The sequence below is a fragment of the Pseudoflavitalea sp. G-6-1-2 genome, from assembly GCF_012927185.1.
Taxonomy (GTDB): domain Bacteria; phylum Bacteroidota; class Bacteroidia; order Chitinophagales; family Chitinophagaceae; genus Pseudobacter.
In genome coordinates this window covers 1548205-1560251 of record NZ_JABBGB010000003.1, presented here as the reverse complement: position 1 = coordinate 1560251, position 12047 = coordinate 1548205, and the positions used below count along the sequence as shown (strand labels likewise).

Genomic DNA, 12047 nt, shown 5'->3' with positions numbered 1-12047 from the left:
CTCAGACTATTTTTGAATTCAACTTGCTTTTTATTCTATAGAGCAAATTTGATATTGCCATTCAGATTGAACTGCTGATACAGATCCATCACCAAATTGGTAGACATAGTAACAATTATACATATGGGTTCTGGGATCATAACCGAATGTTCCAGTATATACTTTCACTCCCTCACTGCACACACCATCTATGCATTTCTGATCCGGCCCGGTGCAATAGTTACAAGGGCAGGCAGCAGGATTCACTCCAACTACTATCCAACGTAATTGATTATAAGTAGAACTGCAGGGATTTACATCAATTTGCTCCTGTTCCTGTTCGCCAGTATTCTTGTTGCCATAAATTCTTCTGCAACGCAGGGGGGTAGCCGTATTCTGCCAGGCAGAAATATCCGCGCAACTACTATTTGCACCTATATCCACCCAACGAACCTGTTGATAAGTTGAACTTTGAGGGTTGACGTCAATATCCTTTCGCTGTTCTATAGCGGTGATATAGGTTGGATTCAGTGAGCATGGTTTGCAACGTTTGACATTGGTGCTATTCCAGATTGCGTTTCCATGGCCTGGGGCCTGAAACTGATAATCAAACACCTTTACTACATTGCTGTCTTTATCACGTATGAGTTTCAGACGACCTATTGCATCGTATTCATAGAAGGTTCTTCTGAGTTTTCCGTCAGTAATATGAGTTAGAAGTCCATCTTTATATCCGTACATCGTATAATAATGTGGGGCTACGTATCTTGGCCCTGCAATCACATCATCCATGATATTTCCATTCGAATTCACAGCCCAGATGAAGGACTGAGTTGTAGAAATATCAAACTGGTATTTTTTCCATCCCGCATATTCCGACACAATTATTGGAGAAATATTGGATGGCAGGTAGCTAAAAGTTGCTGCATCATACTTTTCTAAAGAAGGAGCCGCACCATTGCTCCTGGCTGTGACATATAATGTTCCATCTCTAAATGAATTTTTGCAGCGTACCCTTCCACTGAATGATACTGCTCCCGTAAATGCTTCGGTTGATATCAGAGAACCCTCCAATATCCATTGATCAGCATCTGGAATACGTTGAGTTTCTCCAATACCCTCCGTTACATTGATTATATCCTGATGTTCGAAACTGGTAACAGCTAACAGATCAGATGCCGTACCATTCATGTTTATGCCGGCAATAACACGCAGATCCCTGTAACCTTTGATTATGTTATTAATGAGTCCATCACGGGAATATGTGACAACCGGATTGAAATATTTGTCATATTTAGGCAGTTCTATTTCTTTAACGTACCGATTGTCTTTTTGCCAGGGCCCTGGAGTCCAGAAAGGAAGATCATTGGCAACAGACGGAGAGAGACTTGCCAATGGAACCGGATTGGTTAATGCCAGTGAGTATTTTCGCTCTATCAAAGGCTTCGCATAATCACTATTGGGATTCTTATAGTACTCGTCCAAAAAAGCCGAAGTAATCATTTCCTCCGCAGTACTATTTTCTTTTATTGTATTGATCTTCTCCACAACAGTAGCCGGATAATCATTGCTAAGCCGGCTCATCATAAAAGTGTTGCCTCCGATATCCCAGGAATATTTATTGATCTGCTTCACCACTTTCCCTTCACTATTTGTTTGCGTAATTACGGATGGCCAGTATTGTGAGTACTGAATGGTTTGGGTATTAAGCAGGTAATTATTGGTGGCCTGATCAAATATTTTGGTTACAACTTTAGCAGGCTTATAGAAATAGGTATACTCTTTAAATTGATTGGATAAAATATAGCTCACCGGAATTACCGTGTAAGGTACAGTTCCGCTTGCCTGTGCAGTAGCATCCAGCAAATTCAATGTAAAACGGGGTATATAAGATTTCTGATCAGTGGATCCGTACATCGGAATTGCAGTATATTCAGTTTCAGTACTGCTTAACAACTTATTGGTATTGGAGTAAATTTCTTCACTTTGCAATTTGCCCCGTTCAATAGAACGACTCGAAAACTTATTATATGGCGATTGAAATGTATTGATGCCACCAAGTGGAGGATCATCAGGATGGCCATTGTCATGATTGGTAAACACCATCTTTTTGTATGAGCCATCACCATATTTTTCTATAACCGTTGAATACCCCAGATGAGCATCATCCATAGCAGGGTTCATTGGTTGATTGGAGGTTATATTGATTTTTACATTTTGCGTGCAGGTTGGGTAAGTATACATATTAGTGGTTATCTGGTCCCACTGATAGATATATGAATACTGATTCAGCACACCGCTGGATGGAAGTTGAGCTATCTGAGCTGGTGTAAGTGTTGGCGTATATCCGTCTACATAAAAATATTCTGTAGTCGTGCTTTTATCAGCTGTAGGCTCATAGGCTAAAACGCTCCTTATGCGAAGCCCTCCTGCATTCTTATTTGTGCCTGTTAGCTCCACGCCCTGATCCCGCTGAAGTTTTACGCGTTTGCCGTATGTATTTTGTTCAAAGATAAACTCATTATATCCGCCTGTTGGAAATGTAAGCCGTTTCAATATGCCAGCCCTGGTGTTAGCCAGTACAGCACTTCGCTTTACATCCAGTTGTTCATTGGTATAACCAACCGCAGTACCTGATGGTACTCCATTCCAGAATCCCCAATGGTCATTCTGATTAGCATTGTAATTGGGCAAGGTTAGGGCGCTATCGTAGAGCATGCTGTATTTCTCACCAACAGATATGTTATTCCAGGTAAGCTTCTCGGCACTTTGCAGAAAAAGGCGCTGGCTCCATTTGCTTAACGGATAATAGGAGAACCGCCATTTGTATTGTTGTCCCTGATAGTCTTTTACGCTGATCTCATCTAATTTCTTCCATCGAAAGGCAGCACCTGCATCATGGTTCAAAGCATTCTCTTCATCGGTGTTCGACCAACTGAAATTTGCTTCGAGCAACTCTCCGCTGATCCGTTTCAGGTAAACAGGTGAAGTGATTTTACTGGAGGTGGTATTACTATTCACAGTGTAAGAGGCATCTGCAGCCAAACAGCCCGGATTGTTTTGTTTTATCCCGAAATAAAACTCACTGGTAAAAAGTGTACGGATATTTTCTCCACGCTGATACTCGTAATCGATCACTCTCCCATCAGGAAACCTGATCGACGATAAATACCATGAATTGGCAACCCAGTAATCTTGTTCCGCCTGACGCCCAGTAACAGCCTGACCAGGCGCGCTTGCTTCAGAAATTGAATACTCTACAGCATCCTTCCAGTATTCATCATTTCCGAAAGTGAATGTTGTATTATCTTCAGCTACAAGCATAAATCCTCTCAATGCCTGTGGGTATTTGTTATAGGCCTTCCAGGGAGAATACTCCATCATCCAGTGATTGCAGGTTGCTCCGGCATTGGGTCCACTGATTGGCTTCCATAATTCGTCCGGAATATCCTGAAAAGTGAGGCGTGATACCTTAAAATGCTTATCAGAAACAACAGTAATATTAAATGGATCGGTAAAATAAAACTTACCGGAATACCCCATTACGTTAAAGCTATATTCATCGGATTGCAGGTCTTTTGTTCCATAGTACATTTCCGTGGTTGAGCCTTTGTAGATTCGTTGTACAGCATAACAACTGGGTCCCCAGTATTCCGCTCTATAAGGCAATGGATTGGGGTATTTGGCCCAACTGGGTGTACCGCCCGAATTGGTATTTACGAAATAAGAAGTTGCATCCAACAAATTTTGAAGTGAATATTCAGTACTTTGATAATCCCTTATGAAGCCGAGTTTGAATGTTTGGGATGCATCGTTGCTGATCTGTGGATTACAATCACAAATATTTTCCAGGGTATACTGAAAATCATCTGGCAATCCGTTCACTTGCCGGGTGATCACTCCACCTGCAGTGAGATTCCATCCGGTTCCAACCCAGCTGGCATGCATATCGGGTCTGAAGCCAGCTGCATTATAGGTTAATGAAGTACCAACATCCTGATCTTTATAATTGAGATTATGCAATGGAATTGCGATCGATGGCATTCCTGTAAAACCAGAAATCGGCACTTTTCCGTATTGAACAAATGACCAGGCATTGGGAGAAGGAATCGTTTGAAGAGGTTGAGGAATCTGTGCATGCAAATGAAAAGTAACAAATATAGCAACATACAAAAGAGCAAAATGCATCTTCATTTTGTTTGTTTTAGTTGTAGAAAATCGAAAAAGGGAAGAGTTCAAGAAAGGAAGTATACAATTGCGATCGGGCTACAATTGATGCAGGTATCAAGTTACAGAAGTGTGAAAATTTCACAGCGATAAGATTAGGTTTAGCGGTACAATCTATACCACACCTAAAATAGGCCTTTTTTTACTAATACGATATTATTGACAGGATGCTTTACAAAAACACCCAATTACCCCAGGCAGGTCTTTTACAAAGAGTAAGATCTACACAAAAAAATTTCCCTCTTTGAAACTAATACCGTTAAGGAAAACCCAAACATCCCCTATCGAAAATTGATTTATTATCTGCATTTCTTTTCTCCACATATTTGCCATCGTATACAGTTTGCAACATTTTTAACAGAACTGGTAAAAATTACCTATTCCAGTTATATAAGACCTTCTATTCTGCTCAATCCAATATTCTTTTCTGAACGGCGTAGGTGTTTTTTCATCAAACACGTCATATTTTCCGCAAAGCAAATCCCCTTTCTGATTAAGCAGCAGGCTTCTGATAGCAGTAGCATCGATAGCAATCCTTTCCTCACTAAATTCTGCTAGTCATGAATTCATTAGTACAAACCACAGAACAGTTACTTACTGAATTACAAGCGCATTTAGCGAATGTAAAAAGCACACACCCTACCCCACTTCTTCAATCAAAAGCAGCTATTCCTATTTGCGTAGAGCATGTGCGGCAATTGCGAAAGCAGCTGAAAACATTTCGCAATATTCCCAGAGAACAGGAAATCCATTTCTTCAAGTATGTAAAACCGAAATTTGTAGGCGACTATTTTTTCTATGTAATGCAGTATCGTCTGCATTATGCGTGGCCAATGGGTGATATAAAAACGCAGCAACTTTATCTGGAAGAAGAACTGAATAAGATCAGGAGATTCTTTGAAAAGAATCATCAGTTCTATTGCTACTACCGAACTGGCAGCACTTACCTTGACAATCTTTACTTCCTTCGTGGGCAGCAGGATGTAGAGCCCACTGCCGATCACCTGCTTTGCGGCACTGATCCCAGCTTTTACACACCCAGAGATTTACTGTTGGCCAAATTGCTGGCTAATGATCAGTTTCAGGAGTACCTGCTGGGTCAGCTGCAATCGCTTCTTTCTCCTCCGGTGCCTCTTAATAAAAAAACGGAAGCACCTGTATTGATATGGAGTGAAAGCCAGTATGCATTTGTAGAACTGGTGTATGGCCTTCATCTCAGCCGGGCTTTCAATGGCGGCAATTGTGATATTAAAACCATCGTTGCTGTTCTCAGCAAAACCTTTGGTATCGAACTTAAGAACTTCTATGATCACTTCCGCTACATCAAAATGCGGAAGCTTGAGCCAACAAAATTCACCGATAAAATGAAAGCAAGTTTACTTCAGAAATATGCAGAACAATCAGATCTGCCGGATAAAATGTAAAGAGTAAGTTAAAGGATACAAAAATCTTTCACGAGTCGTGACCGACTGTGGAAACCGATCGTTGTGAGCAACGCAGTTTTGTGCTCACAACGATTTTTTTATGCGCACTACGCAAACACATCAACAAATTATTCTGCAGGCAGCCTTGCTGAGCATGTTTTCAGCCATTATTCAGCCATTCTTCAGCGCTTTTTCTGCTGTTTTCAAGGAGTTTTCAGCCAGTACGGTGCCATTACGCAGCCTCGCCTTATCGTTTCTACGCATTCCAGGAATCATCATAGTTGAACCGGTCAACCATTTATTCATTTCAAAATTACTTTTTATGGCAAAGAATCAACAAGTCAGCCCAAAGAAGCTGACAAAAGAAAGAGTTATGTCTGACAGTCAATTTGATCGTACCCGCGAAAACATGCAGGAGTTCGACAATGCTGCTCAGACCTGTACCCAGCTTCGCGATGCTCTCAAAGAATTGATAAAGAATGCCAGTGCCGGCAAAACGCTGCCGGGGCGCTTATTGAAGCAGGTGATGGAAGTGCTCAAAAGCGATCCGGTAAGCGACCGTGGTGAACGTCAGGTTGCTAAAGGAGACCTGAGCCTTCTGAAAGGTTTCGAGTTCAATACCATGTCGAGACTTGAAAACATTTTCTTTCCGGTGTATTCGGTAACCGCTGACAGAGCCAGCGGGAAGCTCACGCTAAAGGTATTGCCTTTCATCCCTGTAAAAAAGGTAACTGCCACTAAAGCGGCTACGCACGTAAGAATAGTAACGGCAGTGGTTGAGCTGGATCTTGTCAACAACAGTAAGGTTGTAACTGAAGCCCAGTCTGATTACATCCTTCTGGGAAAAACGGAAATCACCATTCCGGATATCGAGAATCAGTTTACCCCCAATACCAAACAGGCATTGCTGATGGTGCTGTGCATTGAGTTCTATCAGGATGTAAATGGGAAAAAGTATATCCTGAAAGATGAAAAACACAATCCGCTGAATGTGATACACGCGGAAAGTGCCGTAGCATAACCCATACAGATTCATCGGTTATAGGCTCTGGTTAGTAGCATCTCAATATTCTTTCACTTAAATAATTTATACAATGTGGGAGAAGATCAACAAAGTCTCGGTGCAGGTGATCATCGCTATGATCTGCATCGTTACCCTCAACGCCATTGGCTTTCTCCTTTTCTTTAAAGGATTGCCGGAGCAGAATAAGGAAATAGCCACTTATTACATTGGTCAGCTGCAAGGCGCCATTGTAGCCGGGATATTCGGGTGGCTGTACAGACAAAATTCTAAAACAAAAAATTGATCATCATGAAAACGATCCTCAACTCTTCAGTACTGATGCTGCTTTTGCTCAGTTGCAGAACTGTTCAGAAAGCAACAGAAGATCAGTTTACTGAATCACAAAGTACAGTGGCTGCTACCAGCAGCGCTGCCAAAAAGCAGTCGGTCAAATCTTCACAGGTGAAATACTCCAACCTGTCAAAGTTAACCCGATCGGATAACGGCATAGAAAGGCAGATTGAAGAGCAGGTGCTCGAATACAGCATTCCACGCAGGGATAGTCTGCTGCCCGACGCTGCTTCTTCAACCAAAGTGGTACGTACTACCAGAAAAATCAGGGAGCGGGGAAACAGAAAAGATCTCTCCGTTCAACAGTCTTCTCATCAGGATAGCCTGCATCGGCTCAACGTGCAGGAGACCGAACGTAAATACCGGTTAGCTGCTATTGAACAACGCAGACAGCAACAACATCGGCGAATGATCCGTAGAACAGGCGTCCCCTGGTATGTATGGGCAGGTAGTGCAGTTACTGTAACATTCAGTTTCTGGTTCGGAAATAAAATCAGACATAACAGAGCTGCCATAAGGCAGTGGCAAAACATTGAGCCATGAATACGCCACTGATTTCAGCAATTGCATTGAAGCATATTTGCTGGAAGAGCAACTGCCCTGATGCCGGTGAAATATCAGAATTGATTAACAAGGTTTGTCCATTGTATGGCATCAGTACTCTGATACTGCACGAATTTCTTGCCAATGTTTTGCATGAATCAAACGAGTTCAGGCAGTACGAAGAAGACCTGCATTACTCCGCTCAAAGACTGATGCAGGTATGGCCGCTCCGATTCAAAACAATACAGGAAGCGCTGCCATTCGCTCATAACCCTCAAAAGCTTGCATGCAAAGTTTACAACGGCAGAATGGGCAATACAGAACCATTGGATGGCTGGGAGTACAGAGGATCAGGCCCTATTCAAATGACAGGCAAAAGCAACTTTACTCTTTTTGCAAGCTGGATGGACAGGAAGTTTAATATCAGCAAACCGGTACATCAATGGGCCAGATCGATCAGAACGGATACAGAAACAGGCATGCACGCCGCCTGCTGGATTTTCTCCATATCGAAAGGACTGAACGACGAAGCTTTACGTGATGAAATGAAACGCATCATTGAAAAGATCAATGGCGGATGGAATGGGCTTCAGGACAGACTTAAATATTATGAACTCTGCAAACGATATCTGGCATAACCAGCAAAAGCACATTTTTCCAAATGTGCTTTTGCTTTAACAATTTCTTTCGATCTACCGACCAAACGGCTTAATAAAACTACCAAACAGATTCTCACCAAACACAGCCCCTACCTACACTTCCTTTTACAAGAAACTTAACAGCGCCTGATATGCGAAGAATACTCCACCAGTATATCTTCACTTCCACAATCATTGACTATGAACCGTATCTACACCCTATGCTTTGCAAGCCTTATGCTCACTGCACTTTCCTGTAATAAATCCGGAGTTGACAACAGACCAGATACCCGCCCTGCTCCGGAAGAAGAAGAAGTGTTTCCCAAAATCGAGATTACAGTCTCCGGGCCTACCGGCAAAATCAATAAACCTGTAAAACAGGGAAATGGCGATTACAATTTTCTTGGTTATGGTTACGACATAACCGGGAAATATGCAGATACTGCTTCAGTACGAACAATGGCATTCGATGTGGCTGCTCTTGCAAAAGCATTTCCGGACAGAGTTGTGAATATGTTCAATTCAGCTGGAGGAACCGGCGAGGCCATTGCCGGGATGAATGCAGCAGACCTTGCCGCACAGATATCTGACAGACTGAACACCACTGTGAATTCAAAATCTTTCAGAAAATCGGTCACGGCTTTTTTCCCCGATCAGTCTGCCTTATCCACCAAATATGTTTACGGAGATTTTGTACAGCTTTTTCAGTTCAGGGTATTGCGGTTTTCATGGGATCCCAGGAACATGGATAACTACCTCAGCACCGAATTCAAAAATGATATTCAATTGCTAAGCAGCGCAGATCTGGTGAAGAAATATGGAACACATATTCTCAATGGCATCAGCCTTGGAGCGAAAGTGCATGGTGTGTATCAGGCAATATCCGATGCTAAAAACCGGAAGCGATCTGCGGAAGCCGGTGCAGAAGTGGCATTCAGATCTGTACTCGGATACACATGGGGCTTCGGACCGGTTGTACTTGCTTCCGAATACAAATCATTATCCGCAGCGAAACTTGTATATGAAGTGGTGGGCGGAGATCTTTCTGCCATCAAAGAGAATAAAACAAACCCTGTAAGTGTAAACATCACCGACTGGCTGAAAACAGTTAAGCGGGAGGAGGCCATGTTTGTAGATATCAACAGAAACGGACTGATACCTATCTACGAACTCATTTCCGACGAAAACAAAAAGCTCAGCATTAAAGCCTATGTTGAGCAATACATAAAGGAGCAGGAAGTTAAACTGATCGATTAAACATCCATAAAACAAAAAACGTTGTGAGGGCATGCCAGCATCCGCTCACAACGTTTTTTTATTTGGATAAGCTGTGTTTATTTCACTCTCACATATCTCTCGATAATGAATCTGTCCACTCCCAGATCCTCCAGTTTCTCAACGCCGGACTGAACAAGCGTATCGCCCTTGATGCTCACTGTAAAATGGAATGATCTTCCTTCCCATGGCCTGTAGCTGCAATACTCCAGATTCTCCGTGTATTGGTTTCCTTTTAAAGTATAAGTGCCACCGCCGCCATCATAAATGGCTGTGTCCTTTCCTTTGGACAGGTCGTGGCGGAGAAAAGCAAAATGCGTGTCGTTGATGATCTTGAGCATCTTCTGCCCTTTTGTGTAGTCAGTTACTACGGTATCTTTCTTATTGATGGTGGTTCCGCTGATCAGCCTCCATGTACCCTTGAGCGGAAGATTGCCGGGATTGCTGAAAGAGAACAGCATGGCGCTTGCCGATAGAACTGCAATAGTGAAACGTTTCATGTGATGTATTGGTTTGTATTGAAAAGAGACTTCAAATATAACATCTGTCCGGTGCATCTGATACACCCCTTTTTTCTGAAACTGAGTCTTTTTTTGATGGAGGGTTTTGCTCAATTTTGATTTGAATAAAACTCACTGCCATGATCCCAGCCGCTGATCTCTGGTTGTTCGTCCTCGCCTGCCTTGTACTGGTACTCACTCCCGGGCCAAACATGATCTACCTTATTTCGAGGTCTATCACGCAGGGAAAGAAGGCGGGCATGATCTCACTTTCCGGTGTGATCCTCGGATTTATCTTTCACATTCTGATGGTGTCCTTTGGGCTCACCGCCATTTTCATGGCTATACCCTATGCGTATTTCACGCTGAAGATGATGGGCGTAGCCTACCTGCTCTATCTGGCCTATCAGGCAGTGAAGCCATCAGGGAAAAATTTCTTTGAAGCAAGAACCGATCTGCAACACGATAAACCCTGGAAGCTGTTCACCATGGGCCTGCTCACCAATGTGCTGAATCCGAAAGCTGCGATGTTCTATTTGTCGTTCTTTCCGCAGTTCATCAAACCCGCACAGGGTTCTGTACTGGCTCAGGCGCTGGAACTGGGCGCCATTCAGATGTGTGTGAGTTTTACTGTGAATGCACTGATTATTTTTTCAGCCGCTAAGATGGCAGGTTTCTTCAAAAGAAAACCAGGCTGGGTGAGAGTGCAGAAATGGTTTATGGCCAGCGTGCTTACCGGCATGGCCGTGAAAATGGCATTTACAAAAGCGAAGTAGTTGTACAAATAAAAAATGCCGGAAATCAATCCCGGCATCTGATAATATTATTGAAGGACTGCTTAGAAGTAAATGTCTACATAATCTACCAGATTATTACCCTGACAGTTTTCCATTTCCTGCAATCTCCAGTATTTCCGCTGGTCTTTTGCATGGAAAGTATAATTGCCTTCTTTTCTGCAGATCTGCGATTCGTAGTGATCCTTCACATATGTTTCGATAGTACCTGTAAACTTCAGTCTGCGTGGAGTTACCATCGTGAGTACTCCGTTGATGTATGCGTAATCGTCGCTGGTGTCAGAAAGATGGCGGCCTTCGATCTGATAAGTACTGTCTGTAAGTTTCTTGATAGTGGCTTTACCGAAAGTATCGCCCCAGCCGATCCACTGCAATGAGAATTTATGCTCTCCCTCACGGATGGTCTTTGGAGCAGGCGCTTCTTTTTCCTGTGCAGTGGCAGTGGCTGTACCTGCCAGCATTAGCACACATGATCCCAGTATCCAGTTTCTGATTTGCTTCATTGGGTTTGTATTTATTCTGCGGTAAATATAAGGAAGTACCTGCAAAATCAGCTGAACAACAAAAGTGCCACAATAGCGCCTGTGATTGTATTGCAGGCATTGACCATATCGTTTCCGATGAGTCCTTTTCTTTCGAGTGATGCGCCGAGCAGAGAATCTACCAGGTTTCCGGTAATGCCGGCTACCAGTATCACTATACAATTTATATCGAACCCCATCATCAATGCGTAGAAAAATGCAATGATGGCCGCAGCTATAGCGCCTGCGACAGTACCTTCTATGCTGATCACTCCATCCGGACCAGCTACTTCTTTTTTAAGTGTGAGGATATTGTAAAACCTTTTTCCGTACACAATACCCAGCTCAGATGAAACAGTATCTGCACTGGCAGCTGCGAGACTGCCTGCCAGCATCGCCGTGAGTAAAGGCAGTTGTGCAGGAAACAGGATGGCCAGCAATGCGCATACTCCTGCCGCGCCTCCATTGGCCAGCACCTGCTGTGCATTCCGTTGCTGACTGTGCGGAGCCCCTGCCCTGATCTGCTGTTTTGCTGAACGCTTGTGAGCAGTAGCCCATACGCCCATCGCAAAAAACGACAGCAACAGCAGCACTCCTGCAAAGCCTGTTCCGGCTAACACCAGCAGCCCAAGCAGCATGGCAACGATGCCTCCTGACAGTGTGAGTTTTTTCTTCTGAACACTCACCAGCAGAATCACCAGCAGCGTGGCCAGAACAGCCAGCAGCAAAGGACTTATGCGGATATCAGGATGCAACATAGGTTGGCAAAGTAACAATGAATACCTGAACTAA

At 43.3% G+C, this 12047-nt stretch carries 12 protein-coding genes; 7 read left to right on the top strand and 5 right to left on the bottom strand.

Translation table 11 applies throughout. The features are described from left to right. Window positions 1–30: 30 nt before the first annotated feature. Window positions 31–3855, bottom strand: coding sequence for a hypothetical protein (locus HHL16_RS23585; protein WP_169427792.1), 3825 nt, complete (start codon window positions 3853–3855; stop codon window positions 31–33). A gap of 911 nt (window positions 3856–4766) precedes the next feature. Between HHL16_RS23585 and HHL16_RS23580 the strand changes: the two genes are divergently transcribed. Next, a complete protein-coding gene (locus HHL16_RS23580; RefSeq protein ID WP_169427791.1) occupies window positions 4767–5630 on the top strand; it encodes an RteC domain-containing protein in 864 nt (287 codons plus the stop codon). 171 nt (window positions 5631–5801) lie between these two features. Here HHL16_RS23580 and HHL16_RS25250 read toward each other — a convergent pair whose 3' ends face one another. Then, window positions 5802–5936 (bottom strand): hypothetical protein, encoded by a 135-nt coding sequence (locus tag HHL16_RS25250; protein ID WP_277349406.1) that lies wholly within the window; start codon window positions 5934–5936, stop codon window positions 5802–5804. 67 nt (window positions 5937–6003) lie between these two features. Here HHL16_RS25250 and HHL16_RS23575 point away from each other — a divergent pair, with 67 nt between their 5' ends. From HHL16_RS23575 to HHL16_RS23555, 5 genes are all read left to right on the top strand, one after another. Then, window positions 6004–6651: a hypothetical protein gene (locus tag HHL16_RS23575; RefSeq protein WP_169427790.1), complete on the top strand. Its 648-nt coding sequence runs from the start codon at window positions 6004–6006 to the stop codon at window positions 6649–6651. A gap of 73 nt (window positions 6652–6724) precedes the next feature. Continuing rightward, window positions 6725–6937 (top strand): hypothetical protein, encoded by a 213-nt coding sequence (locus HHL16_RS23570; protein WP_169427789.1) that lies wholly within the window; start codon window positions 6725–6727, stop codon window positions 6935–6937. A 5-nt stretch (window positions 6938–6942) separates the two neighbouring features. Continuing rightward, complete coding sequence (locus HHL16_RS23565; RefSeq protein ID WP_169427788.1) at window positions 6943–7527, top strand: hypothetical protein; 585 nt, start codon at window positions 6943–6945, stop codon at window positions 7525–7527. Further along, complete coding sequence (locus HHL16_RS23560; RefSeq protein ID WP_169427787.1) at window positions 7524–8165, top strand: glycoside hydrolase family 19 protein; 642 nt, start codon at window positions 7524–7526, stop codon at window positions 8163–8165. Before HHL16_RS23565 ends, HHL16_RS23560 begins: the two co-directional genes overlap by 4 nt. A 201-nt stretch (window positions 8166–8366) precedes the next feature. Next, on the top strand, window positions 8367–9422 hold the full coding sequence (locus HHL16_RS23555) for an MAC/perforin domain-containing protein (RefSeq protein WP_169427786.1): 1056 nt from the start codon (window positions 8367–8369) through the stop codon (window positions 9420–9422). 77 nt (window positions 9423–9499) lie between these two features. Here HHL16_RS23555 and HHL16_RS23550 read toward each other — a convergent pair whose 3' ends face one another. After that, complete coding sequence (locus tag HHL16_RS23550; RefSeq protein ID WP_169427785.1) at window positions 9500–9940, bottom strand: lipocalin family protein; 441 nt, start codon at window positions 9938–9940, stop codon at window positions 9500–9502. A 140-nt stretch (window positions 9941–10080) separates the two neighbouring features. Between HHL16_RS23550 and HHL16_RS23545 the strand changes: the two genes are divergently transcribed. Then, a complete protein-coding gene (locus tag HHL16_RS23545; protein WP_169427784.1) occupies window positions 10081–10716 on the top strand; it encodes a LysE family translocator in 636 nt (211 codons plus the stop codon). A 62-nt stretch (window positions 10717–10778) separates the two neighbouring features. Here the strand turns inward: HHL16_RS23545 and HHL16_RS23540 are convergent, their stop codons facing one another. Together HHL16_RS23540 and HHL16_RS23535 are read right to left on the bottom strand one after the other, a co-directional pair. Then, a complete protein-coding gene (locus HHL16_RS23540; protein WP_169427783.1) occupies window positions 10779–11237 on the bottom strand; it encodes a hypothetical protein in 459 nt (152 codons plus the stop codon). A 47-nt stretch (window positions 11238–11284) separates the two neighbouring features. Continuing rightward, a complete protein-coding gene (locus HHL16_RS23535) occupies window positions 11285–12013 on the bottom strand; it encodes a DUF92 domain-containing protein (protein ID WP_169427782.1) in 729 nt (242 codons plus the stop codon). Window positions 12014–12047 lie beyond the last annotated feature (34 nt).

Excerpts from the sequence above, each read along its gene's own strand:
- HHL16_RS23580 (WP_169427791.1), top strand. The coding sequence starts at position 4,767 with ATGAATTCATTAGTACAAACCACAGAACAGTTACTTACTGAATTACAA.
- HHL16_RS25250 (WP_277349406.1), bottom strand. The coding sequence starts at position 5,936 with ATGAATAAATGGTTGACCGGTTCAACTATGATGATTCCTGGAATGCGT.
- HHL16_RS23575 (WP_169427790.1), top strand. The coding sequence starts at position 6,004 with ATGTCTGACAGTCAATTTGATCGTACCCGCGAAAACATGCAGGAGTTC.
- HHL16_RS23570 (WP_169427789.1), top strand. The coding sequence starts at position 6,725 with ATGTGGGAGAAGATCAACAAAGTCTCGGTGCAGGTGATCATCGCTATG.
- HHL16_RS23565 (WP_169427788.1), top strand. The coding sequence starts at position 6,943 with ATGAAAACGATCCTCAACTCTTCAGTACTGATGCTGCTTTTGCTCAGT.
- HHL16_RS23560 (WP_169427787.1), top strand. The coding sequence starts at position 7,524 with ATGAATACGCCACTGATTTCAGCAATTGCATTGAAGCATATTTGCTGG.
- HHL16_RS23555 (WP_169427786.1), top strand. The coding sequence starts at position 8,367 with ATGAACCGTATCTACACCCTATGCTTTGCAAGCCTTATGCTCACTGCA.
- HHL16_RS23550 (WP_169427785.1), bottom strand. The coding sequence starts at position 9,940 with ATGAAACGTTTCACTATTGCAGTTCTATCGGCAAGCGCCATGCTGTTC.
- HHL16_RS23545 (WP_169427784.1), top strand. The coding sequence starts at position 10,081 with ATGATCCCAGCCGCTGATCTCTGGTTGTTCGTCCTCGCCTGCCTTGTA.
- HHL16_RS23540 (WP_169427783.1), bottom strand. The coding sequence starts at position 11,237 with ATGAAGCAAATCAGAAACTGGATACTGGGATCATGTGTGCTAATGCTG.
- HHL16_RS23535 (WP_169427782.1), bottom strand. The coding sequence starts at position 12,013 with ATGTTGCATCCTGATATCCGCATAAGTCCTTTGCTGCTGGCTGTTCTG.